35 protein-coding genes are annotated in these 23,575 nt (G+C 56.3%); 1 reads left to right on the top strand and 34 read right to left on the bottom strand.

Features of this window, described 5'->3' with window-relative positions; translation table 11 throughout:
* Positions 1-104: 104 nt before the first annotated feature.
* On the top strand, positions 105-2,939 hold the full coding sequence (uvrA, locus tag RGM2987_RS14235) for an excinuclease ABC subunit UvrA (protein ID WP_245142158.1): 2,835 nt from the start codon (positions 105-107) through the stop codon (positions 2,937-2,939).
* A 157-nt stretch (positions 2,940-3,096) separates the two neighbouring features.
* Here the strand turns inward: uvrA and bfr are convergent, their stop codons facing one another.
* From bfr to rpsL, 34 genes are all read right to left on the bottom strand, one after another.
* On the bottom strand, positions 3,097-3,561 hold the full coding sequence (bfr, locus tag RGM2987_RS14230) for a bacterioferritin (protein ID WP_215000980.1): 465 nt from the start codon (positions 3,559-3,561) through the stop codon (positions 3,097-3,099).
* A 158-nt stretch (positions 3,562-3,719) separates the two neighbouring features.
* Positions 3,720-5,168: a catalase gene (locus tag RGM2987_RS14225; protein ID WP_245142155.1), complete on the bottom strand. Its 1,449-nt coding sequence runs from the start codon at positions 5,166-5,168 to the stop codon at positions 3,720-3,722.
* Between the two features lie 222 nt (positions 5,169-5,390).
* A complete protein-coding gene (gene rplQ, locus RGM2987_RS14220; RefSeq protein WP_003186009.1) occupies positions 5,391-5,777 on the bottom strand; it encodes a 50S ribosomal protein L17 in 387 nt (128 codons plus the stop codon).
* A 42-nt stretch (positions 5,778-5,819) separates the two neighbouring features.
* Positions 5,820-6,821, bottom strand: a complete 1,002-nt coding sequence (gene rpoA / locus RGM2987_RS14215; RefSeq protein WP_003186012.1) for a DNA-directed RNA polymerase subunit alpha — start codon at positions 6,819-6,821, stop codon at positions 5,820-5,822.
* A 22-nt stretch (positions 6,822-6,843) separates the two neighbouring features.
* Positions 6,844-7,464 (bottom strand): 30S ribosomal protein S4, encoded by a 621-nt coding sequence (gene rpsD / locus RGM2987_RS14210; protein WP_003176404.1) that lies wholly within the window; start codon positions 7,462-7,464, stop codon positions 6,844-6,846.
* Between the two features lie 18 nt (positions 7,465-7,482).
* Positions 7,483-7,872, bottom strand: a complete 390-nt coding sequence (gene rpsK, locus RGM2987_RS14205; RefSeq protein WP_002555466.1) for a 30S ribosomal protein S11 — start codon at positions 7,870-7,872, stop codon at positions 7,483-7,485.
* A 30-nt stretch (positions 7,873-7,902) separates the two neighbouring features.
* Positions 7,903-8,259 (bottom strand): 30S ribosomal protein S13, encoded by a 357-nt coding sequence (rpsM, locus tag RGM2987_RS14200; protein ID WP_003194635.1) that lies wholly within the window; start codon positions 8,257-8,259, stop codon positions 7,903-7,905.
* Positions 8,260-8,389: 130 nt separating this feature from the next.
* On the bottom strand, positions 8,390-8,506 hold the full coding sequence (gene rpmJ / locus RGM2987_RS14195; RefSeq protein WP_002555468.1) for a 50S ribosomal protein L36: 117 nt from the start codon (positions 8,504-8,506) through the stop codon (positions 8,390-8,392).
* 30 nt (positions 8,507-8,536) lie between these two features.
* On the bottom strand, positions 8,537-9,865 hold the full coding sequence (gene secY, locus RGM2987_RS14190) for a preprotein translocase subunit SecY (RefSeq protein WP_003186029.1): 1,329 nt from the start codon (positions 9,863-9,865) through the stop codon (positions 8,537-8,539).
* The gene (gene rplO / locus RGM2987_RS14185; protein WP_003186032.1) at positions 9,866-10,303 is read right to left on the bottom strand and encodes a 50S ribosomal protein L15; all 438 of its coding nucleotides are present in this window, start codon (positions 10,301-10,303) and stop codon (positions 9,866-9,868) included.
* Between the two features lie 3 nt (positions 10,304-10,306).
* A complete protein-coding gene (gene rpmD, locus RGM2987_RS14180) occupies positions 10,307-10,483 on the bottom strand; it encodes a 50S ribosomal protein L30 (protein WP_003186033.1) in 177 nt (58 codons plus the stop codon).
* Between the two features lie 2 nt (positions 10,484-10,485).
* A complete protein-coding gene (rpsE, locus tag RGM2987_RS14175; protein ID WP_003186035.1) occupies positions 10,486-10,986 on the bottom strand; it encodes a 30S ribosomal protein S5 in 501 nt (166 codons plus the stop codon).
* A 3-nt stretch (positions 10,987-10,989) separates the two neighbouring features.
* A complete protein-coding gene (gene rplR / locus RGM2987_RS14170; protein ID WP_003186037.1) occupies positions 10,990-11,340 on the bottom strand; it encodes a 50S ribosomal protein L18 in 351 nt (116 codons plus the stop codon).
* A gap of 10 nt (positions 11,341-11,350) precedes the next feature.
* Positions 11,351-11,884, bottom strand: a complete 534-nt coding sequence (rplF, locus tag RGM2987_RS14165; RefSeq protein WP_003186039.1) for a 50S ribosomal protein L6 — start codon at positions 11,882-11,884, stop codon at positions 11,351-11,353.
* Positions 11,885-11,896: 12 nt separating this feature from the next.
* The gene (gene rpsH / locus RGM2987_RS14160) at positions 11,897-12,289 is read right to left on the bottom strand and encodes a 30S ribosomal protein S8 (protein WP_003186040.1); all 393 of its coding nucleotides are present in this window, start codon (positions 12,287-12,289) and stop codon (positions 11,897-11,899) included.
* Positions 12,290-12,499: 210 nt separating this feature from the next.
* The gene (rpsN, locus tag RGM2987_RS14155) at positions 12,500-12,805 is read right to left on the bottom strand and encodes a 30S ribosomal protein S14 (RefSeq protein ID WP_003186042.1); all 306 of its coding nucleotides are present in this window, start codon (positions 12,803-12,805) and stop codon (positions 12,500-12,502) included.
* Between the two features lie 13 nt (positions 12,806-12,818).
* Positions 12,819-13,358, bottom strand: a complete 540-nt coding sequence (rplE, locus tag RGM2987_RS14150) for a 50S ribosomal protein L5 (RefSeq protein WP_030140492.1) — start codon at positions 13,356-13,358, stop codon at positions 12,819-12,821.
* A 20-nt stretch (positions 13,359-13,378) separates the two neighbouring features.
* Positions 13,379-13,693, bottom strand: a complete 315-nt coding sequence (gene rplX / locus RGM2987_RS14145; RefSeq protein WP_003186046.1) for a 50S ribosomal protein L24 — start codon at positions 13,691-13,693, stop codon at positions 13,379-13,381.
* 11 nt (positions 13,694-13,704) lie between these two features.
* Entirely contained in the window at positions 13,705-14,073 is a 369-nt protein-coding gene (rplN, locus tag RGM2987_RS14140) for a 50S ribosomal protein L14 (RefSeq protein WP_002555479.1), read from the bottom strand.
* A 23-nt stretch (positions 14,074-14,096) separates the two neighbouring features.
* Positions 14,097-14,363: a 30S ribosomal protein S17 gene (gene rpsQ, locus RGM2987_RS14135; protein ID WP_003194644.1), complete on the bottom strand. Its 267-nt coding sequence runs from the start codon at positions 14,361-14,363 to the stop codon at positions 14,097-14,099.
* A 2-nt stretch (positions 14,364-14,365) separates the two neighbouring features.
* Complete coding sequence (gene rpmC / locus RGM2987_RS14130) at positions 14,366-14,557, bottom strand: 50S ribosomal protein L29 (RefSeq protein WP_002555481.1); 192 nt, start codon at positions 14,555-14,557, stop codon at positions 14,366-14,368.
* Positions 14,557-14,970 (bottom strand): 50S ribosomal protein L16, encoded by a 414-nt coding sequence (gene rplP / locus RGM2987_RS14125; protein WP_003186052.1) that lies wholly within the window; start codon positions 14,968-14,970, stop codon positions 14,557-14,559. Before rplP ends, rpmC begins: the two co-directional genes overlap by 1 nt.
* Before the next feature lie 12 nt (positions 14,971-14,982).
* Positions 14,983-15,669 (bottom strand): 30S ribosomal protein S3, encoded by a 687-nt coding sequence (rpsC, locus tag RGM2987_RS14120; RefSeq protein WP_003176422.1) that lies wholly within the window; start codon positions 15,667-15,669, stop codon positions 14,983-14,985.
* A gap of 13 nt (positions 15,670-15,682) precedes the next feature.
* Positions 15,683-16,015, bottom strand: coding sequence for a 50S ribosomal protein L22 (rplV, locus tag RGM2987_RS14115; protein ID WP_003103908.1), 333 nt, complete (start codon positions 16,013-16,015; stop codon positions 15,683-15,685).
* 11 nt (positions 16,016-16,026) lie between these two features.
* Positions 16,027-16,302 (bottom strand): 30S ribosomal protein S19, encoded by a 276-nt coding sequence (gene rpsS, locus RGM2987_RS14110; RefSeq protein WP_002555486.1) that lies wholly within the window; start codon positions 16,300-16,302, stop codon positions 16,027-16,029.
* Positions 16,303-16,318: 16 nt separating this feature from the next.
* On the bottom strand, positions 16,319-17,143 hold the full coding sequence (rplB, locus tag RGM2987_RS14105; protein ID WP_007924198.1) for a 50S ribosomal protein L2: 825 nt from the start codon (positions 17,141-17,143) through the stop codon (positions 16,319-16,321).
* A gap of 14 nt (positions 17,144-17,157) precedes the next feature.
* Positions 17,158-17,457: a 50S ribosomal protein L23 gene (gene rplW / locus RGM2987_RS14100; RefSeq protein WP_002555488.1), complete on the bottom strand. Its 300-nt coding sequence runs from the start codon at positions 17,455-17,457 to the stop codon at positions 17,158-17,160.
* Positions 17,454-18,056 (bottom strand): 50S ribosomal protein L4, encoded by a 603-nt coding sequence (gene rplD, locus RGM2987_RS14095; RefSeq protein WP_003186057.1) that lies wholly within the window; start codon positions 18,054-18,056, stop codon positions 17,454-17,456. The genes rplW and rplD overlap by 4 nt, the downstream gene beginning before the upstream one ends.
* Positions 18,057-18,068: 12 nt before the next feature.
* Entirely contained in the window at positions 18,069-18,704 is a 636-nt protein-coding gene (gene rplC, locus RGM2987_RS14090; RefSeq protein ID WP_003186059.1) for a 50S ribosomal protein L3, read from the bottom strand.
* An 80-nt stretch (positions 18,705-18,784) separates the two neighbouring features.
* Positions 18,785-19,096 carry a 30S ribosomal protein S10 gene (rpsJ, locus tag RGM2987_RS14085; RefSeq protein WP_003186070.1) on the bottom strand — a complete coding sequence of 104 codons (312 nt, stop codon included), beginning with the start codon at positions 19,094-19,096 and terminating at the stop codon, positions 18,785-18,787.
* Between the two features lie 156 nt (positions 19,097-19,252).
* Positions 19,253-20,446, bottom strand: a complete 1,194-nt coding sequence (gene tuf / locus RGM2987_RS14080; protein ID WP_003186103.1) for an elongation factor Tu — start codon at positions 20,444-20,446, stop codon at positions 19,253-19,255.
* A gap of 30 nt (positions 20,447-20,476) precedes the next feature.
* A complete protein-coding gene (gene fusA, locus RGM2987_RS14075) occupies positions 20,477-22,582 on the bottom strand; it encodes an elongation factor G (protein WP_245142152.1) in 2,106 nt (701 codons plus the stop codon).
* A 30-nt stretch (positions 22,583-22,612) separates the two neighbouring features.
* The gene (gene rpsG / locus RGM2987_RS14070; RefSeq protein ID WP_024776462.1) at positions 22,613-23,083 is read right to left on the bottom strand and encodes a 30S ribosomal protein S7; all 471 of its coding nucleotides are present in this window, start codon (positions 23,081-23,083) and stop codon (positions 22,613-22,615) included.
* Positions 23,084-23,186: 103 nt separating this feature from the next.
* Positions 23,187-23,558, bottom strand: coding sequence for a 30S ribosomal protein S12 (gene rpsL / locus RGM2987_RS14065; RefSeq protein ID WP_003186084.1), 372 nt, complete (start codon positions 23,556-23,558; stop codon positions 23,187-23,189).
* Positions 23,559-23,575: the final 17 nt, after the last annotated feature.

Genomic DNA, 23,575 nt, shown 5'->3' with positions numbered 1-23,575 from the left:
CGCAGTCTTCATGTATGGCGCGAAACTCACTTTCAATGGTGTGTATCCATCCAGTATTTACCCGTATACTCCTACGTTTTCGACGCCCGCCGAGCGAGGCCACTTTGGACAAGATCCTGATTCGTGGGGCCCGTACCCACAACCTGAAGAACATCGACCTGACCCTGCCACGGGACAAGCTGATCGTCATCACCGGCCTGTCCGGATCCGGTAAATCATCCCTGGCCTTCGACACCTTGTATGCCGAAGGCCAGCGACGCTATGTCGAGTCGCTGTCGGCCTACGCCCGGCAGTTCCTGTCGATGATGGAAAAACCTGACGTCGACACCATCGAAGGCCTGTCGCCAGCGATCTCCATCGAACAGAAGTCGACCTCCCATAACCCGCGGTCGACGGTCGGTACCATCACCGAGATCTACGATTACCTGCGCCTGCTGTATGCGCGGGTCGGGATCCCCCGCTGCCCCGACCATGACATTCCCCTGGAAGCCCAGACCGTCAGCCAGATGGTCGACCTGGTGCTGGCCTTGCCTGAAGGCAGCAAATTGATGCTGTTGGCACCGGTGGTCCGCGAGCGCAAGGGTGAGCACCTGCTGGTCTTCGAAGAACTGCGGGCCCAGGGCTTTGTACGGGCCCGGGTCAACGGCAAGCTGTGCGAGCTGGACGAACTGCCGAAGCTGGATAAACAGAAGAAGCACTCGATCGATGTGGTGGTCGACCGCTTCAAGGTCCGGGCGGATCTGCAGCAGCGGCTGGCCGAGTCCTTCGAGACCGCGTTGAAACTGGCCGATGGCATCGCCCTGGTGGCGCCGATGGACGACGAACCGGGCGAGGAAATCATCTTCTCGGCACGCTTCGCCTGCCCGGTCTGCGGCCACGCCATCAGCGAGCTGGAACCCAAGCTGTTTTCCTTCAACAACCCGGCCGGCGCCTGCCCGACCTGCGATGGCCTGGGGGTGAAGCAGTTCTTCGACACCAAGCGCCTGGTCAACGGCGAGCTGACCCTGGCCGAAGGCGCGATCCGTGGCTGGGACCGGCGCAACGTCTATTACTTCCAGATGCTCGGGTCGCTGGCGGCCCATTACAAGTTCAGCCTGGACAAACCGTTCAACGAATTGCCTGCCGACCAGCAGAAATACATCCTGCACGGCAGCGGATCACAGAGTGTCGACTTCAAGTACCTCAACGACCGCGGCGATATCGTCAAGCGCTCCCACCCGTTCGAAGGCATCGTGCCGAACCTGGAGCGCCGCTACCGCGAGACCGAATCGGCCAGCGTGCGCGAAGAATTGGCCAAGTTCCTCAGCACCCAGCCTTGCCCGGATTGCCGCGGCACCCGCCTGCGTCGCGAAGCGCGGCACGTATGGGTCGGTGAAAAGACTCTGCCAGCGGTGACCAGCCTGCCGATCGGCGACGCCACCCAATACTTCGACGGCTTGAAGCTGACCGGTCGCCGCGGTGAAATTGCCGACAAAATCCTCAAGGAAATCTGCGAGCGCCTGCAATTCCTGGTGAACGTAGGCCTGGATTACCTGACCCTGGATCGCAGCGCGGACACCCTGTCCGGCGGCGAGGCCCAGCGTATCCGCCTGGCCAGCCAGATCGGTGCCGGCCTGGTGGGGGTGATGTACATCCTCGACGAACCGTCCATCGGCCTGCACCAGCGCGACAATGACCGGTTGCTCGGGACCCTGAAGCATTTGCGGGACATCGGTAACACGGTGATCGTGGTCGAGCACGACGAAGACGCGATCCGCCTGGCCGACTACGTGGTGGACATCGGTCCCGGCGCAGGCGTGCATGGCGGGCACATCGTCGCCCAGGGCACCGCTGCCGAAGTCATGGCGCACCCGGACTCCCTGACCGGCAAATACTTGTCGGGCCGGGTGAAGATCAAGGTCCCGGCCAAGCGTACGCCGCGCAACAAGAAGCTGTCGCTGACCCTCAAGGGTGCCCGTGGCAACAACTTGCGTAACGTCGACCTGGAAATTCCCATCGGCCTGCTGACCTGCGTCACCGGCGTTTCCGGCTCGGGCAAGTCGACGTTGATCAACAACACCCTGTTCCCTCTCAGCGCCACCGCGCTGAACGGTGCCACGACCCTGGAGGCTGCTGCCCACGACAGCATCAAGGGCCTGGAACACCTGGACAAGGTCGTCGACATCGATCAGAGCCCGATCGGGCGAACGCCGCGTTCCAACCCGGCGACCTATACCGGGTTGTTCACGCCGATCCGCGAATTGTTCGCCGGCGTGCCGGAATCCCGCTCCCGTGGCTACGGGCCGGGCCGGTTCTCCTTCAACGTCAAGGGCGGGCGCTGCGAAGCCTGCCAGGGCGATGGCCTGATCAAGGTAGAAATGCACTTCCTGCCCGACATCTATGTGCCGTGCGACGTCTGCAAGAGCAAGCGCTACAACCGCGAAACCCTTGAGATCAAGTACAAGGGCAAGAACATCCACGAAACCCTCGAGATGACCATCGAAGAGGCACGGGAATTCTTTGATGCGGTGCCGGCCCTGGCGCGCAAGCTCCAGACGCTGATGGATGTGGGGCTGTCGTACATCAAGCTGGGCCAGTCGGCGACGACCTTGTCCGGCGGTGAAGCCCAGCGGGTCAAGTTGTCCCGGGAACTGTCCAAGCGCGACACTGGCAAGACCCTGTACATCCTCGACGAGCCAACCACCGGCCTGCACTTCGCCGATATCCAGCAACTGCTCGATGTGCTGCATCGCCTTCGCGACCATGGCAACACGGTGGTGGTGATCGAGCATAACCTGGACGTAATCAAGACCGCTGACTGGCTGGTGGACCTTGGGCCTGAGGGTGGCTCCAAGGGCGGTCAGATCATCGCCGTGGGTACGCCTGAACAAGTGGCCGAGATGAAGCAGTCCTACACCGGCTACTACCTCAAGCCGTTGCTGGAGCGCGATCGGGACTGATTATCCTGGCATGAAAAAAGCCCCTGTCATCTCATCGATGGCAGGGGCTTTTGCTTTCCCGTGGGAGCGAGCTTGCTCGCGGTGGCGGTGTGTCAGCTTGCATTTCTGCGATGGCTCAATCGCTATCGCGAGCGGGTCCGCTCCCACAATGACTCCGTCAGAACTGCGACTGCAGGTAATTCTCCAACCCGATCAACTTGATCAGACCCAGCTGCTTCTCAAGCCAGTAGGTATGGTCTTCCTCGGTATCGTTGAGCTGGATACGCAGGATCTCGCGGGTCACATAGTCGTTGTGCAACTCGCAAAGCTCGATGCCCTTGCACAGCGCAGCGCGGACCTTGTATTCCAGGCGCAGGTCGGCGGCGAGCATGTCCGGCACTGTGGTACCGATGTCCAGGTCATCCGGGCGCATGCGCGGCGTGCCTTCGAGCATCAGGATCCGGCGCATCAGTGCATCGGCGTGCTGCGCCTCTTCTTCCATCTCATGGTTGATACGTTCGTAGAGCTCGGTAAAACCCCAATCCTCGTACATCCGCGAGTGGATGAAATATTGATCACGGGCTGCCAGCTCGCCTGTCAGCAACGTGTTGAGGTAATCGATTACGTCCGGGTGACCTTGCATCGCCCTGTATCTCCACAAGCTTTGAAAGGCCCTAGTTTGAACCAAGCTGACCGTCAGGTCACTGTTCCATCGCAATAAAAGCGAAGAAAATCTGAGAAAACCAGGTGAAATAACGCAAAAACCGCCCTAATGAGGGCGGTTCTGCTTCTCGTTTAGACTTAGTTAAGCTGTACGCCCAATGCCTTCGCGATCCCTTCCCCGTAAGCGGCATCCGCCTTGAAGAAATGCTGCAACTGGCGATCAACGACATCCGCCGATACACCGCCCATGGCGCCGGCAATGTTGCTGATCAGCAGGGCTCTCTGCTCATCGTTCATCAAGCGGAACAGCGCACCGGCGTGGCTGTAGTAGTCAGTGTCTTCGCGATGATCGTAACGATCCGCGGCCCCGCTCAGTGCCAAAGCCGGTTCCGCATAACGCGGCGCCTGCTTGGGCGTCTCTACGTAGCTGTTAGGCTCGTAGTTCGGTGCCGCGCCGCCATTGCTGCCGAACGCCATGGCACCATCACGCTGGTAACTATTGACCGGGCTGCGCGGCGCATTGACCGGCAATTGCTGGTGATTGGTGCCAACACGGTAGCGGTGAGCATCGGCGTAGGCGAATACACGACCTTGCAGCATGCGATCCGGCGAGAGACCAACGCCCGGCACCATGTTGCTCGGACCAAACGCTGCCTGCTCGACTTCAGCAAAGTAGTTCAGCGGGTTACGGTTGAGCTCGAGCACACCCACTTCGATCAACGGAAACTCTTTCTGCGACCAGGTCTTGGTCACGTCAAACGGATTCTCGTAGTGGGCCGCAGCCTGGGCCTCGGTCATGATCTGGATGCAGACCTTCCATTTCGGGAAATCACCGCCCTCGATAGCATTGAACAAATCACGCTGGGCGTAATCAGGGTCAGTGCCCGCCAGGCGTGCCGCTTCGGCCGGTGCCAGGTTCTTGATCCCTTGCTGGGTCTTGTAGTGCCACTTCACCCAGTGACGCTCACCTTGGGCGTTGATCAGGCTGTAGGTATGGCTGCCGAAACCGTGCATGTGCCGGTAGCCATCAGGGATGCCGCGGTCCGAGAACAGAATGGTGATCTGGTGCAGCGCCTCAGGCGAGTGCGACCAGAAATCCCACATCATCTGAGCGCTTTTCAGGTTGCTTTGTGGCAGGCGCTTCTGGGTGTGGATGAAGTCCGGAAACTTCAGCGGATCACGAATGAAGAATACCGGCGTGTTGTTGCCAACGATGTCCCAGTTACCTTCCTCGGTGTAGAACTTCAGGGCAAAGCCACGTGGGTCGCGCTCGGTGTCGGCAGAACCGCGCTCACCGCCCACGGTGGAAAAACGCAGGAAGGTTGGCGTTTGTTTGCCGACCGACTCGAACAGCTTGGCGCTGGTGTATGCGGTGATGTCCTGGGTCACGGTAAACGTGCCATAGGCACCCGAACCTTTGGCGTGCACGCGACGCTCCGGGATGTTCTCGCGGTTGAAGTGAGCGAGCTTCTCGATCAGGTGAAAATCGTCGAGCAACAGCGGGCCGCGCGGGCCGGCGGAACGAGAATTCTGGTTATCAGCGACAGGAGCGCCGCTGGCGGTCGTAAGCGTTTTGATCTGGCTCATGCTCAATCTTCCTGGGTCGGTCTTCGGACTGCCGGCTAATCGGCTGGAAAGGAGTATTGATCATGTTAGTGACAGTATCCAAATTCATTAAATCATGGACATCGATAGCTATTATCTAACGTTGTTGTATTGCCAATAGCGAAGCCAGGCGAAACGGCAAATCATCTTTCTAACAAGCACAAAAAACCGGGCACTAGGCCCGGTTTTTTGTATGTTGCCGACTTACTCAGCGGATACAGCTTCACCGCTGGTAGCACGATCAACCAACTCGACGTACGCCATAGGCGCGTTGTCGCCAGCGCGGAAACCGCACTTGAGGATGCGCAGGTAGCCACCCTCACGGGTAGCGTAACGCTTGCCCAGGTCGTTGAAGAGCTTACCAACGATAGCTTTCGAACGGGTACGGTCGAAAGCCAGACGGCGGTTAGCCAGGCTATCTGTCTTGGCCAGAGTGATCAGCGGCTCAGCAACGCGGCGCAGTTCTTTGGCTTTCGGCAGTGTAGTTTTGATCAGCTCGTGCTCGAACAGCGACACCGCCATGTTCTGGAACATGGCCTTGCGGTGCGAGCTGGTGCGGCTCAGGTGACGACCACTTTTACGATGACGCATGGTTCATTCCTTACCAAACACAACGTTCGGTGATTACGACGATCAGGCAGTCGCCTTGTCGTCCTTCTTAAGACTTGCAGGCGGCCAGTTGTCGAGGCGCATGCCGAGGGACAGACCGCGGGAGGCCAGAACGTCCTTGATTTCAGTCAAGGATTTCTTGCCCAGGTTCGGAGTCTTCAACAGCTCTACTTCGGTACGCTGAATCAGGTCACCGATGTAGTAGATGTTTTCCGCCTTAAGGCAGTTAGCCGAACGTACAGTCAGTTCCAGATCGTCAACCGGGCGAAGCAGGATCGGATCGATCTCGTCTTCCTGCTCGACAACCACTGGCTCACTGTCACCCTTGAGGTCGACGAACGCAGCCAACTGCTGTTGCAGGATGGTTGCAGCGCGGCGAATGGCCTCTTCAGGATCCAGGGTACCGTTGGTTTCCAGATCAATAACCAGCTTGTCCAGGTTGGTACGCTGCTCGACACGGGCGTTTTCCACCACGTATGCGATACGGCGAACCGGGCTGAACGAAGAGTCAAGCTGCAAGCGACCGATGCTGCGGCTTTCGTCTTCATCGCTCTGACGCGAGTCTGCCGGTTCATAACCACGACCACGAGCTACGGTGAGCTTCATGTTCAGGGCGCCGTTAGACGCCAGGTTAGCGATTACGTGATCGGGGTTAACGATCTCGACATCATGATCCAGCTGAATATCGGCAGCGGTAACCACCCCCGAACCCTTCTTCGACAAGGTCAGCGTAACTTCGTCACGACCGTGCAGCTTGATAGCCAGACCTTTAAGGTTCAACAGGATTTCAATTACGTCTTCCTGTACACCTTCGATGGCGCTGTACTCATGGAGCACACCGTCAATCTCGGCCTCGACTACTGCACAGCCGGGCATTGAGGACAACAGGATGCGGCGCAGCGCGTTGCCCAGGGTGTGGCCGAAACCACGCTCGAGAGGCTCGAGCGTGATCTTGGCGCGGGTTGGACTGACAACCTGCACATCAATATGGCGGGGTGTCAGGAACTCATTTACCGAAATCTGCATGGATGCACCTATTTTCTAGCCCTTACTTGGAGTAGAGCTCGACAATCAGGCTTTCGTTGATGTCGGCGGACAGATCACTGCGAGCAGGAACGTTCTTGAAAACGCCCGACTTCTTCTCAGTGTCTACTTCTACCCATTCTACGCGGCCACGTTGGGCACACAGATCGAGAGCTTGGACAATGCGAAGTTGGTTCTTTGCTTTCTCGCGAACAGCAACCACGTCACCAGCACGAACCTGGTAGGACGGAACGTTTACGGTCTGACCGTTAACGCTGATCGACTTGTGCGATACCAGCTGACGGGATTCGGCACGAGTAGAACCGAAACCCATACGGTATACAACGTTGTCCAGACGGCATTCGAGCAGTTGCAACAGGTTTTCGCCGGTTGCGCCTTTCTTGCCAGCTGCTTCTTTGTAGTAGCCGCTGAATTGACGCTCGAGAACGCCGTAGATACGACGGACCTTCTGCTTTTCACGCAGTTGGGTGCCGTAGTCGGACTGGCGACCGCGGCGTTGGCCGTGGATACCAGGTGCTGCTTCAATGTTGCACTTCGATTCGATCGCGCGCACGCCGCTCTTCAGAAAGAGATCGGTGCCTTCGCGACGAGCGAGTTTGCATTTTGGACCAATGTAACGAGCCATTCTTTACAATCTCCTGGATTACACGCGGCGCTTCTTCGGCGGACGGCACCCGTTGTGCGGGATTGGCGTCACGTCGGTGATGCTGGCGATCTTGTAGCCGCAGCCGTTCAAAGCACGGACTGCAGATTCACGACCTGGACCTGGACCCTTGACGTTGACGTCGAGGTTTTTCAGGCCGTATTCCAGCGCAGCTTGACCAGCACGCTCAGCAGCTACCTGAGCAGCGAACGGGGTGGACTTGCGGGAACCGCGGAAACCCGAACCACCGGAGGTAGCCCAGGAAAGAGCGTTACCTTGACGGTCGGTAATGGTCACGATGGTGTTGTTAAAAGATGCATGGATGTGGGCGATGCCATCAACCACTGTCTTTTTAACTTTTTTACGAGGACGAGCAGCAGGTTTTGCCATGATTAAATTCCTGTCGATTCGCTGGGGCGATTACTTGCGGATCGGCTTACGCGGACCTTTACGGGTACGCGCGTTGGTCTTGGTACGCTGACCGCGTACTGGCAGACCACGACGATGACGCAGACCGCGATAGCAACCGAGGTCCATCAAGCGCTTGATTTTCATGTTGATTTCGCGACGCAGGTCACCTTCAGTGGTGAACTTCGCCACTTCGCCACGCAGCTGTTCAATTTGCTCGTCGCTCAGATCCTTGATCTTTGCGGCTGGGTTGACCCCAGCAACTGCACAAATTTTCTGTGCAGTGGTGCGACCAACACCATAGATGTAGGTCAGCGAGATAACAGTATGCTTGTTATCTGGAATGTTGACGCCTGCAATACGGGCCATTCAGTGGGACTCCAATTGACAGCTACCTACGCCCCGGAAGCCAAGAAATAGGGCGCGAGATAATATCGCTGTAATAACAAATAATCAACCCGGCAGCGCACTAGCTGCCGGGCTTAAAGCACAATCACACTCAGCCTTGGCGCTGTTTGTGACGCGGTTCCGCGCTGCAAATTACCCGAACAACACCTTCGCGGCGAATAATCTTGCAGTTGCGGCACAGCTTTTTCACCGATGCACGAACTTTCATCACCAACTCCTCGAACCTTATGGACGCTACTCAGCGCAACATGCCGCTGCCGTAGCCCTTCAGGTTGGCTTTCTTCATCAGGGATTCGTACTGGTGCGAAACGAGGTGCGATTGTACTTGGGACATAAAGTCCATCACAACCACGACCACGATCAGCAACGAGGTCCCGCCAAGGTAGAACGGTACGTTTGCCGCAACCACCAGGAACTGGGGCAACAGACAGACGGCCGTCATGTAAAGAGCACCGAACATGGTCAAGCGAGTCAGAACGCCATCAATGTAGCGCGCAGACTGCTCACCTGGACGGATGCCCGGAATAAAGGCACCGGACTTCTTCAGGTTTTCCGCTACGTCTTTCGGATTGAACATCAACGCCGTATAGAAGAAGCAGAAGAAAATAATCCCTGCACTAAACAGCAGAATATTCAACGGCTGACCAGGAGCGATCGACTGCGAGATGTCCTGCAACCAGCCCATACCTTCAGACTGGCCGAACCAGGCACCCAACGAAGCCGGGAACAGCAGGATGCTGCTCGCGAAAATGGCCGGAATAACACCGGCCATGTTCACTTTCAACGGCAAGTGGCTGGTCTGCGCAGCAAACACCTTGCGGCCCTGCTGACGCTTGGCGTAGTGAACAGCAATACGACGCTGACCACGCTCGATGAACACCACGAAACCGATAATCGCTACTGCCAGCAGACCGATGGCAACCAAGGCGAAAATGTTGATATCACCCTGACGCGCAGACTCGAAAGACTGCCCGATCGCTCTCGGAAGACCGGCGACGATACCTGCGAAGATCAACATCGAGATACCGTTGCCAACACCACGCTCAGTAATCTGCTCCCCCAGCCACATCATGAACATCGCGCCGGCCACAAAGGTGGTTACCGCAACGAAATGAAAGCTGAAGTCAGCAGTGAACGAAACGCCCTGCCCCGCCAGACCAATGGACATGCCAATGGCTTGAACGAGTGCGAGGACGACAGTGCCGTAGCGGGTGTACTGGCTGATCTTGCGACGGCCAGCTTCACCTTCCTTCTTCAACTGCTCCAGCTGCGGGCTGACGGCGCTCATCAGTTGCATGATGATCGATGCCGAAATGTACGGCATGATCCCCAGCGCAAAGATGCTCATCCGCTCCAGCGCGCCGCCGGAAAACATGTTGAACAAGCTAAGAATGGTCCCCTCATTCTGTCGAAACAGGTCCGCGAGTCGGTCCGGGTTGATACCTGGAACCGGGATGTGTGCGCCTATTCGGTAGACGATAATCGCCAGGAACAGAAAACGCAGACGAGCCCAGAGTTCAGACATACCGCCTTTGCCGAGCGCAGAGAGAGCACCTTGCTTAGCCATTTATTCCTCGAACTTGCCGCCAGCTGCTTCGATAGCCGCACGCGCACCTTTGGTGGCGCCGATTCCCTTTCCGATGGTGACAGCACGAGCAACTTCGCCCGACAGCATGATTTTCACACGCTGAACGTTCTGGTTGATCACGTTGGCATCCTTCAGGGACTGCACGGTGACGATGTCGCCGTCCACTTTAGCCAGCTCGGACAGACGCACTTCTGCGCGGTCCATGGCTTTCAGGGAAACGAAACCGAACTTCGGCAGGCGACGATGCAGCGGCTGTTGACCGCCTTCAAAGCCTGGAGCAATGGTGCCACCGGAGCGGGAGGTCTGACCTTTGTGGCCACGGCCACCGGTCTTGCCCAAACCACTACCGATACCACGGCCCGGACGATGCTTTTCGCGACGGGAACCCGGCGCTGGACTCAGATCATTGAGTTTCATCGATTAACCCTCGACACGCAGCATGTAGTAAGCCTTGTTGATCATCCCGCGATTCTCGGGAGTATCCAGGACTTCTACAGTGTGACCGATGCGACGCAGACCCAGACCCTTAACGCACAGCTTGTGGTTAGGGATGCGGCCGGTCATGCTTTTGATCAGCGTAACTTTTACGGTAGCCATGATCAGAAGATCTCCTTGACGCTTTTGCCACGCTTGGCGGCAATGGATTCAGGAGACTGCATTGCTTTCAAACCCTTGAAAGTGGCGTGAACCACGTTTACCGGATTAGTCGAGCCATAGCACTTGGCCAGAACGTTCTGAACGCCAGCAACTTCGAGGACAGCACGCATAGCGCCGCCAGCGATGATACCGGTACCTTCAGAAGCAGGCTGCATGTACACCTTCGAAGCGCCATGGGCAGACTTCATTGCGTACTGCAGGGTGGTGCCGTTCAGATCAACCTGGATCATGTTGCGGCGAGCAGCTTCCATTGCCTTCTGGATCGCAGCAGGCACTTCACGCGACTTGCCACGGCCGAAGCCAACACGGCCCTTACCATCACCCACCACGGTCAACGCGGTGAAAGTGAAGATACGGCCGCCTTTGACGGTTTTGGCTACGCGGTTAACTTGAACCAGCTTCTCGATGTAGCCTTCGTCGCGCTTTTGGTCGTTATTTGACATAACTTAGAACTCCAGCCCAGCTTCACGAGCAGCATCAGCCAGCGCCTTGACGCGGCCGTGATACTTGAAGCCAGAGCGGTCGAAAGCCACCTGCGAGACGCCAGCGGCTTTAGCACGCGTAGCGACCAGCTGGCCAACCTTAGTGGCCGCGTCGATGTTGCCAGTGGCGCCATCACGCAGTTCTTTATCCAAAGTCGAGGCACTTGCCAGGACTTTGTTGCCGTCGGCCGAAATGACCTGGGCGTAGATGTGCTGCGACGAGCGGAACACGCAGAGACGCACGACTTCGAGTTCGTGCATTTTCAGGCGTGCTTTGCGAGCGCGACGCAGTCGAGTAACTTTTTTGTCGGTCATTTGCTATGCCCTACTTCTTCTTGGCTTCTTTACGACGGACGACTTCGTCCGCGTAGCGCACACCTTTGCCTTTGTACGGCTCTGGTGGACGGAAGTCGCGGATCTCGGCGGCCACTTGACCTACCAGCTGCTTGTCGATGCCCTTGATCAGGATATCGGTCTGGCTAGGAGTCTCAGCGGTGATGCCTTCCGGCAGTTCGTAATCCACTGGATGCGAGAAGCCAAGAGCCAGGTTCAGCACTGTGCCTTTTGCTTGCGCCTTGTAACCAACACCGACCAGCTGGAGCTTGCGCTCGAAGCCTTGGCTTACGCCTTGGACCATGTTGTTTACCAACGCACGAGTGGTACCAGCCATTGCGCGAGTCTGTTGATCGCCATTGCGAGCAGCGAAACGCAGCTCACCGGCTTCTTCAACGATCTCAACGGACGAATGGATGTTCAGTTGCAGAGTGCCCTTGGCACCCTTCACCGAAAGCTGTTGGCCTGCGAATTTGACTTCGACACCGGCTGGCAGCTTAACGGGGTTCTTAGCGACGCGTGACATGCTTATCCCCCCTTAGAACACAGTGCAAAGCACTTCGCCGCCGACACCGGCAGCGCGCGCAGCACGATCCGTCATCACACCTTTATTGGTGGAGACGATAGACACACCGAGACCGCCACGAACTTTTGGCAGATCATCGACGGACTTGTACTGACGCAGGCCTGGACGGCTAACGCGCTTCACTTCCTCGATGACCGGACGGCCTTCGAAGTACTTCAGCTCGATGGACAGCAGAGGCTTGATTTCGCTGCTGATCTGATAACCCGCAATGTAACCTTCGTCCTTCAGGACTTTGGCAACAGCTACCTTCAAAGTAGAAGATGGCATGCTTACGACGGACTTTTCAGCCATCTGGGCATTACGGATACGAGTTAGCATGTCCGCTAACGGGTCCTGCATACTCATGGGCTAGACGCTCCTAATACACAAAAAATTAGCCTTTCGGCTAGTACGTGTCGCCGAGAAATTCCGGGCGTGAAAAACACGGGCTCAGGCGAGCCGGGTATTCTAGACACACCCCAGAAATGAATCAAGCCCCGTGAGGAGCTTGATTCATTTTCTAGGCCACCGGCGGTCAGGATCCTGGGATCCCGAACGCCGAGACTTCGACAGTGCTTACCAGCTGGCTTTGACCAGACCTGGAACGTCACCACGCATTGCAGCTTGACGCAGCATGTTACGGCCGAGGCCGAACTTGCGGTACACGCCGTGCGGACGACCAGTCAGGCGGCAGCGGTTACGCATGCGCGAGGCGCTTGCGTCACGTGGCTGCTTCTGCAGGGCTACGGTAGCTTCCCAACGCGCTTCTGGACTTGCGTTCAGATCAACGATGATAGCTTTCAGCGCTGCACGCTTGGTGGCGTACTTGGCAACGGTGAGCTGACGCTTCAGCTCACGGTTCTTCATGCTCTTCTTGGCCATTTTCCTACTCCAATCAGTTGCGGAACGGGAATTTGAAAGCACGCAGCAGTGCGCGACCTTCTTCATCCGTCCGAGCAGTGGTGGTCAGGGTAATGTCCAGACCGCGGAGAGCGTCGATCTTGTCGTAATCGATTTCCGGGAAGATGATCTGCTCTTTTACGCCCATGCTGTAGTTGCCACGACCATCGAAGGACTTGGCATTCAGGCCGCGGAAGTCGCGAACCCGAGGCAGGGAGATCGACAGCAGACGATCCAGGAACTCGTACATACGCTCGCGGCGCAGGGTCACTTTGACGCCGATCGGCCAACCTTCACGGACTTTAAAGCCAGCGATGGATTTCCGAGCGTAAGTCACAACGACTTTCTGACCGGTGATCTTTTCCAGGTCGGCAACAGCGTGCTCGATGACTTTTTTGTCGCCGATCGCTTCGCCCAGACCCATGTTCAGGGTGATTTTGGTAACGCGCGGAACTTCCATCACGTTCGAAAGCTTAAGTTCTTCCTTAAGTTTCGGTGCGATTTCCTTCCGGTAAATCTCTTTTAGTCGTGCCATGGTCTTCTACCTAGCAGTGTTCAAGCATCAACCGCTTTTTGGGTCGACTTGAAGACACGAATTTTCTTACCGTCTTCTACTTTGAAACCAACGCGGTCAGCCTTGTTGGTTTCGCCATTGAAGATGGCGACGTTGGAAGCGTGCAGTGGCGCTTCTTTCTCGACGATACCGCCCTGTACGCCCGACATCGGGTTAGGCTTGGTATGACGCTTGACCAGGTTCAGACCACCCACAACCAGACGGTTGTCAGCAAGAACCTTCAGCACCTTACCGCGCTTACCTTTGTCTTTGCCGGCGATCACGATGATCTCGTCGTCACGACGAATCTTTTGCATGTCGGATCTCCTTACAGCACTTCTGGGGCGAGCGAGACGATCTTCATGAACTTCTCAGTACGAAGTTCACGGGTCACTGGCCCAAAGATACGGGTGCCGATCGGCTCTTGCTTGTTGTTCAACAGAACAGCAGCGTTGCCATCAAAGCGGATAATGGAGCCGTCAGCACGACGAACGCCATGGCGAGTGCGGACTACAACAGCAGTCATCACTTGGCCTTTTTTCACCTTACCGCGAGGAATTGCTTCCTTGACGGTAACTTTGATGATGTCACCGATACCAGCGTAACGACGATGGGAGCCACCCAGCACCTTGATGCACATAACGCGGCGAGCGCCGCTGTTATCGGCCACATCGAGCATGGATTGAGTCTGAATCATATAATTTCTCCGACCCCTAGCCCTTAGACTTCCACAGCGCGTTCGAGAACATCAACCAGCGCCCAAGACTTGGTCTTGGCCATCGGACGAGTTTCACGAATAGTGACTTTGTCGCCGATATGGCACTGATTGGTTTCGTCGTGCGCGTGCAGCTTAGTCGAACGCTTAACGTATTTACCGTAGATCGGGTGCTTGACGCGACGCTCGATCAGAACGGTGATGGTTTTGTCCATCTTGTCGCTGACAACACGGCCAGTCAGCGTACGGACAGTTTTTTCGGCTTCAGCCATGATTACTTACCTGCCTGCTGGTTGAGCACAGTTTTCACGCGAGCGATGTCACGCTTAACTTGCGAGAGCAGATGAGACTGCCCCAACTGGCCAGTTGCCTTCTGCATACGCAGATTGAACTGGTCGCGCAGCAGGCCGAGCAGTTGCTCGTTCAGCTGCTGTGCTGATTTTTCACGAAGTTCATTCGCTTTCATCACATCACCGTCCGTTTAACAAAGGAGGTGGCGAGCGGCAGCTTTGCAGCAGCCAGGGCGAAAGCCTCACGCGCCAGCTCTTCAGAAACACCCTCGATTTCATACAGGACTTTGCCTGGCTGAATCTGGGCAACCCAGTACTCCACGTTACCCTTACCTTTACCCATCCGAACTTCGAGTGGCTTCTTGGTGACAGGCTTGTCCGGGAATACACGGATCCAGATCTTGCCGCCACGTTTTACGTGACGGGTCAGAGCACGACGCGCTGACTCGATCTGACGAGCGGTGAGACGACCACGAGCAACAGACTTCAGCGCGAACTCGCCGAAGCTGACTTTGCTACCGCGCAATGCCAGGCCACGGTTGTGACCGGTCATCTGCTTGCGGAACTTCGTACGCTTTGGTTGCAACATTTGGCGTACCCCTTACTTAGCAGCTTTTTTACGAGGCGCTGGTGCTTGTGGTTTCAGTTCTTCTTGGCGACCACCAATTACTTCGCCTTTGAAGATCCAAACCTTTACACCGATCACACCGTAGGTGGTGTGAGCTTCGTAGTTGGCATAGTCGATGTCGGCACGCAGGGTGTGCAGTGGCACACGACCTTCGCGATACCATTCAGTACGTGCGATTTCAGCACCGCCGAGACGACCGCTCACTTGGATTTTGATGCCTTTGGCACCAATGCGCATGGCGTTCTGTACAGCGCGCTTCATAGCGCGACGGAACATTACGCGACGCTCCAGCTGCTGAGCTACGCTCTGCGCAACCAGCATACCGTCGAGCTCCGGCTTGCGGATCTCTTCGATATTGATGTGCACAGGCACACCCATTTGCTTGGTCAGGTCCTGACGCAGCTTCTCAACATCTTCACCCTTCTTCCCGATAACGATACCTGGACGAGCGGTGTGGATGGTGATGCGTGCAGTCTGAGCCGGACGATGGATATCGATACGGCTTACGGACGCGCTTTTTAGTTTGTCTTGGAGATACTCACGCACCTTCAGATCAGCGAACAAGTAGTCCGCATAAGTCCGACCGTCTGCGTACCAGACGGAGGTGTGCTCCTTGACGATTCCCAGGCGAATGCCAATGGGATGTACTTTCTGACCCATCTCTTCGACTCCGTTACTTGTCAGCAACCTTGACAGTGATATGGCAAGACCGCTTGACGATGCGATCAGCACGGCCTTTGGCACGTGGCATGATGCGCTTCAGCGAACGCCCTTCGTTGACGAAAACGGTGCTGACCTTCAGGTCATCAACGTCTGCGCCTTCGTTATGCTCGGCGTTGGCTACGGCCGACTCCAGCACTTTTTTCATGATCTCGGCGGCTTTCTTACTGCTGAAAGCCAACAGGTTGAGCGCTTCGCCCACCTTCTTCCCGCGGATCTGGTCGGCGACCAAGCGGGCTTTCTGGGCGGAGATTCGAGCGCCCGACAACTTAGCGGCTACTTCCATTTCCTTACCCCTTAACGCTTGGCTTTCTTGTCAGCCACGTGCCCACGGTATGTGCGGGTACCGGCGAACTCGCCCAGTTTGTGGCCGACCATGTCTTCGTTCACGAGAACTGGGACGTGCTGGCGACCGTTGTGTACAGCGATGGTCAGACCGACCATTTGTGGCAGGATCATCGAACGACGCGACCAGGTCTTAACTGGTTTGCGATCGTTCTTTTCCGCCGCCACTTCGATCTTCTTCAGTAGGTGAAGATCAATAAAAGGACCTTTTTTCAGAGAACGTGGCACTGTCGTATCCCTCTATTTACTTGCGACGACGGACGATCATTTTGTCGGTACGCTTATTACCACGAGTCTTCGCGCCCTTAGTCGGGAAGCCCCATGGCGATACCGGATGACGACCACCAGAGGTACGACCTTCACCACCACCATGTGGGTGGTCAACCGGGTTCATGGCAACACCACGAACGGTTGGGCGAACGCCACGCCAGCGCTTGGCACCAGCTTTACCCAGCGAACGCAGGCTGTGCTCGGAGTTCGAGACTTCGCCCAGGGTCGCACGGCATTCAGCCAGGACTTTACGCATCTCACCAGAACGCAGACGCAGGGTCACGTAGACACCTTCACGAGCGATCAGCTGAGCCGAAGCACCAGCGGAACGAGCGATTTGCGCGCCTTTACCTGGCTTCAATTCGATGCCGTGTACGGTGCTACCAACTGGAATGTTGCGCAGTTGCAGAGCGTTGCCCGGCTTGATCGGTGCCAGGGCACCTGCGATAAGCTGGTCGCCAGCGCTCACGCCTTTAGGGGCGATGATGTAGCGACGCTCGCCATCTGCGTACAGCAGCAGAGCGATGTGAGCAGTACGGTTTGGATCGTATTCGATACGCTCGACGGTGGCAGCGATGCCATCCTTGTCGTTGCGACGGAAGTCGACCAGACGGTAATGCTGCTTATGACCACCACCCACGTGACGTGTAGTGATACGGCCATTGTTGTTACGACCACCAGACTTCGATTTTTTCTCGAGCAGCGGTGCGTGAGGAGCGCCTTTATGCAGCTCCTGGTTGACCACCTTGACCACAAAACGGCGGCCAGGGGAAGTCGGTTTGCATTTAACGATTGCCATGATGCACCCCTTCCTTACTCAGCACTGCTGCTGAAATCGAGATCTTGGCCTGGCTGAAGGGAGATAACTGCCTTCTTCCAGTCATTACGCTTGCCCAGACCGCGAGCAGTGCGCTTGCTTTTACCCAGAACGTTCAGGGTAGTCACGCGCTCTACTTTCACGCTGAACAGGCTTTCGACGGCCTTCTTGATTTCCAGCTTGGTTGCGTCGGTAGCAACCTTGAAAACGAACTGGCCTTTCTTGTCTGCCAGAACCGTAGCCTTCTCGGAAACGTGCGGGCCAAGCAGAACTTTAAATACGCGTTCCTGGTTCATCCCAGCAGCTCCTCGAATTTCTTCACGGCCGACACGGTGATCAACACCTTGTCGTATGCGATCAGACTGACCGGATCGGAACCTTGCACATCACGTACGTCGACGTGAGGCAGGTTGCGAGCAGCCAGGTACAGGTTCTGATCAACAGCGTCAGACACGATCAGGACGTCAGTCAGGCCCATGCCGTTCAGCTTGTTCAGCAGATCTTTGGTTTTCGGTGCTTCAACAGCGAAGTCCTGAACCACGACCAGACGATCAGTACGCACCAGCTCAGCAAGGATGGAACGCATTGCTGCGCGATACATCTTCTTGTTCAGCTTCTGGGAGTGATCCTGAGGACGAGCTGCGAAAGTGGTACCGCCGCCACGCCAGATTGGGCTACGGATAGTACCGGCACGAGCACGGCCAGTACCTTTCTGACGCCATGGGCGCTTGCCGCCACCGGAAACGTCGGAACGGGTCTTTTGCTGCTTGCTACCTTGACGGCCGCCAGCCATGTAGGCCACGACTGCTTGGTGAACCAGCGTCTCGTTGAATTCGCCGCCAAATGTCAGTTCGGAAACTTCGATCGCTTGAGCGTCATTTACATTTAATTGCATGTCAGCTTCCCCTTAACCGCGAGCCTTGGCTGCTGGACGTACAACCAAGTTGCCGCCAGTAGCGCCAGGAACAGCGCCCTTGACCAACAACAGATTGCGTTCAGCGTCCACGCGCACTACTTCGAGGGACTGCACGGTCACGCGCTCGGCGCCCATATGACCGGACATTTTCTTGCCCTTGAATACACGACCAGGAGTCTGGCACTGGCCGATAGAGCCTGGAACGCGGTGGGATACGGAGTTACCGTGGGTGTTATCTTGCCCGCGGAAGTTCCAACGCTTGATCGTACCCTGGAAGCCTTTACCCTTGGACTGACCGGTTACATCAACCAGTTGACCAGCGGCGAAGATTTCAGCGTTGATCAGATCGCCGGCCTGGTACTCGCCTTCTTCAAGACGGAATTCCATTACGGTACGACCAGCGGCAACGTTCGCCTTGGCGAAGTGGCCAGCTTGAGCAGCTGTTACACGCGAAGCACGACGCTCGCCGACAGTGACTTGCACTGCACGATAGCCATCGGTCTCTTCAGTTTTGAACTGGGTGACGCGATTCGGCTCGATCTCAATGACCGTGACCGGAATGGAGACACCTTCTTCGGTGAAAATACGGGTCATACCGCATTTACGACCGACTACACCAATAGTCATGTTGTAAACCTCATGAGTGTACGGGGCTTTCACCCGCTATGGCCGCCCATTTCAGAGCGTTACACGACTAAGACCGAGTCTTAGCCGAGGCTGATCTGCACTTCCACACCGGCCGCAAGATCAAGCTTCATAAGTGCATCAACGGTTTTATCCGTTGGCTGGACGATGTCCAGAACGCGCTTATGAGTACGGATCTCGTACTGGTCACGCGCGTCTTTGTTGACGTGCGGGGAGACCAGAACGGTGAACCGCTCTTTACGGGTAGGCAGTGGAATTGGACCACGCACTTGAGCACCAGTACGTTTCGCGGTTTCCACGATTTCCTGGGTGGATTGGTCGATCAGGCGATGATCAAAAGCCTTCAACCTGATACGGATTTGCTGATTTTGCATTGGATTTCAGACTCCGGCTGCTATTCCCACCGGGCGCAATACGCCCGTTAAAAGGAGGCGCAATTCTATAGACGCCCCCGATAGGTGTCAACCCAATAAAAAAGCCCCCGCTAAGCGGGGGCTTTTTCAACTCATCAAGCTGACTCTAAAAGAGACTTACTCGATGACTTTGGCTACGACGCCAGCGCCGACGGTACGACCGCCTTCACGGATAGCGAAACGCAGACCATCTTCCATCGCGATGGTTTTGATCAGAGTGACAGTCATCTGGATGTTGTCACCTGGCATTACCATTTCAACGCCTTCTGGCAGCTCGCAGTTACCGGTCACGTCAGTTGTACGGAAGTAGAACTGTGGACGGTAGCCTTTGAAGAACGGAGTATGACGGCCGCCTTCTTCCTTGCTCAGAACGTAGACTTCTGCGGTGAACTTGGTGTGCGGCTTGACGGTGCCTGGCTTGACCAGAACCTGGCCACGCTCAACGTCGTCACGCTTGGTGCCGCGCAACAGCACGCCGCAGTTCTCGCCAGCACGACCTTCGTCGAGCAGCTTGCGGAACATTTCAACGCCGGTGCAGGTAGTTTTCTGAGTGTCGCGCAGACCGACGATCTCAACTTCTTCCTGGATACGGACGATGCCACGCTCAACACGACCAGTCACAACAGTACCGCGACCGGAGATCGAGAATACGTCTTCGATTGGCATCAGGAACGGCTTGTCGATAGCACGCTCTGGCTCTGGGATGTAGCTGTCCAGAGTCTCTACCAGCTTCTTGACAGCGGTAGTGCCCATTTCGTTGTCGTCTTGGCCGTTCAGAGCCATCAGCGCCGAACCGATGATGATTGGAGTGTCATCACCTGGGAAGTCGTAAGTGCTCAGCAGGTCGCGCACTTCCATCTCAACCAGTTCCAGCAGTTCAGCGTCGTCAACCATGTCAGCCTTGTTCAGGAAGACAACGATGTACGGAACGCCTACCTGACGGGACAGCAGGATGTGCTCACGGGTTTGTGGCATCGGACCATCGGCGGCCGAGCAAACCAGGATCGCGCCGTCCATCTGGGCAGCACCGGTGATCATGTTTTTTACGTAGTCGGCGTGACCTGGGCAGTCAACGTGTGCGTAGTGACGCACGGCCGAATCGTATTCAACGTGAGCGGTGTTGATGGTGATACCGCGAGCTTTTTCTTCCGGGGCGCTGTCGATCTTGTCGAAGTCAACCTTGGCCGAACCGAAGACTTCGGAGCAGACGCGGGTCAGAGCAGCGGTCAGAGTGGTTTTACCGTGGTCAACGTGGCCGATGGTGCCAACGTTGACGTGCGGTTTGTTCCGTTCAAATTTTTCTTTAGCCACGACAATTAACTCCTAGCTTAAAGGGCTGAATCAGCCTTGCTTTTTAGTAACAGTTTCGACGATATGCGACGGAGCTGTATTGTATTTTTTGAATTCCATGGAGTAGCTTGCGCGACCCTGAGACATGGAACGAACGTCGGTTGCGTAACCGAACATCTCGCCCAACGGAACCTCGGCACGAATGACCTTGCCGGAAACCGTATCTTCCATACCCAGAATCATGCCGCGACGACGGTTAAGGTCGCCCATGACATCACCCATGTAGTCTTCAGGCGTAACGACTTCTACCGCCATGATCGGCTCGAGCAACTCACCACCACCCTTCTGGGCCAGTTGCTTGGTCGCCATGGAAGCAGCCACCTTGAACGCCATCTCGTTGGAGTCGACGTCGTGGTAAGAACCGTCGAACACGGTCGCCTTCAGGCCGATCAGCGGATAGCCGGCAACAACGCCGTTCTTCATCTGCTCTTCGATACCCTTCTGGATCGCCGGGATGTATTCCTTAGGAACCACACCACCTACGACTTCGTTCACGAATTGCAGACCTTCCTGACCTTCGTCAGCAGGCGCAAAACGAATCCAGCAGTGGCCGAACTGACCACGACCGCCGGACTGACGAACGAACTTGCCTTCGATCTCACAGTTCTTCGTGATGCGCTCACGATAGGAAACCTGAGGCTTGCCGATGTTGGCTTCGACGTTGAACTCACGGCGCATCCGGTCAACCAGGATGTCCAGGTGCAGCTCGCCCATGCCGGAGATGATCGTTTGACCAGTCTCTTCATCAGTCTTGACGCGGAAAGACGGGTCTTCCTGAGCGAGTTTGCCCAGAGCGATACCCATTTTTTCCTGGTCATCCTTGGTCTTTGGCTCAACGGCAACCGAAATAACCGGCTCCGGGAAGTCCATGCGAACCAGGATGATTGGCTTGTCAGCGTTGCACAAGGTTTCACCAGTGGTGACGTCCTTCATGCCGATCAGGGCCGCGATGTCGCCAGCGCGTACTTCCTTGATCTCTTCACGGGCGTTTGCGTGCATTTGCACCATACGACCCACGCGCTCTTTCTTGCCTTTTACCGAGTTGATCACGCCGTCGCCGGAGGCCAACACGCCCGAGTAAACGCGGACAAAGGTCAAGGTACCCACGAATGGGTCGGTAGCGATCTTGAATGCCAAGGCCGCGAACGGCTCGTCGTCACTTGCGTGACGCTCCATTTCCTCTTCCTCGTTATCCGGGTTGGAACCCTTGATAGCAGGAATGTCGGTTGGAGCAGGCAGGAAGTCGATAACGGCGTCGAGAACCAGGGGAACACCCTTGTTCTTGAAGGAGGAGCCGCAAACAGCAAGAACGATCTCACCAGCGATAGTACGCTGACGCAGGGCGGCCTTGATTTCCTCGTTGGTGAGCTCTTCACCCTCGAGGTACTTGTTCATCAGCTCTTCACTGGCTTCGGCAGCAGCCTCGACCATGTTGCTGCGCCATTGCTCGGCTTCTTCCAACAGCTCGGCAGGAATGTCCTTGCGAACAGGGACCATGCCCTTGTCCGAGTCATTCCAGTAGACCGCTTGCATGTTGATCAGATCGATCTGGCCCTGGAAGTTGTCTTCCGAACCGATAGCGAGCTGGATAGGCACCGGAGTGTGACCCAGGCGCTGCTTGATCTGAGCGATCACGCGCAGGAAGTTGGCACCAGCACGGTCCATCTTGTTTACGTAAACAAGACGTGGAACGCCGTATTTGTTGGCTTGACGCCATACGGTTTCCGACTGAGGCTCAACACCCGAAGTACCACAGAACACAACGACAGCGCCGTCGAGTACGCGCAGGGAACGCTCAACTTCAATGGTGAAGTCTACGTGGCCCGGGGTATCGATTACGTTAAAGCGATGCTCGTGCGGGTACTGCTTCTCAGAACCTTTCCAGAAGGCGGTGATGGCAGCAGAAGTAATGGTAATACCACGCTCCTGCTCCTGCACCATCCAGTCTGTGGTCGCGGCGCCGTCATGCACCTCGCCCATTTTGTGACTTTTGCCGGTGTAAAAAAGGACGCGCTCGGTGGTGGTGGTTTTACCAGCATCCACGTGAGCAACGATACCGATGTTACGGTAGCGGTTAATCGGTGTAGTACGAGCCATAAAGCCCTCGCAAATTGAGTGACGCTAAAATTAGAAGCGGTAGTGCGAGAAAGCCTTGTTGGCTTCAGCCATACGGTGCACGTCTTCACGCTTCTTAACTGCAGCACCTTTACCTTCAGCAGCGTCCAACAGTTCGCCAGCCAAACGCAGAGCCATGGACTTCTCGCCGCGCTTGCGGGCGAAGTCTACGAGCCAGCGCATGGCCAGAGCGTTACGACGGGACGGACGAACTTCAACCGGAACCTGGTAGGTAGCACCGCCTACGCGGCGCGACTTCACTTCGACCAGCGGAGCGATGGCGTCGAGTGCTTTTTCGAAGAGTTCCAGGGGATCGGAGTTCTTACGCTCTTTAACTTTTTCCAGCGCGCCATAAACAATACGCTCGGCAACGGCTTTCTTGCCGCTTTCCATTACGTGGTTCATGAACTTGGCGAGGATCTGGCTTCCGTATTTCGGATCGTCCAGAATCTCACGCTTGGCTGCTACGCGACGTCTTGGCATGATAAGCCCTCAAGCGGTCTTCAGGTTAGCTCGGGACAGCTGACGCGTGCCCGACCTTACTCTTATCGACTCAATAAAATTAAAAACTGCAAAAAACGGCCGATTATTTCGGACGCTTGGTACCGTATTTCGAACGACCCTGGTTACGACCTTTGACGCCGGAAGTATCCAAAGAACCGCGAACGGTGTGGTAACGAACACCTGGCAAGTCTTTTACACGACCGCCGCGGATCAGTACCACGCTGTGCTCTTGCAGGTTGTGGCCTTCACCGCCGATGTACGAGGAAACCTCGAAACCGTTGGTCAGGCGCACACGGCATACTTTACGCAGTGCCGAGTTAGGTTTTTTCGGCGTAGTGGTATACACACGGGTGCATACGCCACGACGTTGCGGGCAGTTCTGCAGCGCAGGCACGTCGGATTTCTCGACGATACGCTTACGCGGCTGACGTACCAGCTGGTTGATAGTTGCCATCTACTAGCTCCACTGTT

This window comes from Pseudomonas sp. RGM2987 (assembly GCF_022952855.1).
Lineage (GTDB): Bacteria > Pseudomonadota > Gammaproteobacteria > Pseudomonadales > Pseudomonadaceae > Aquipseudomonas.
The sequence above is the reverse complement of the archived record's forward strand: the minus strand, read 5'-3'. Positions and strand labels throughout refer to the sequence as shown.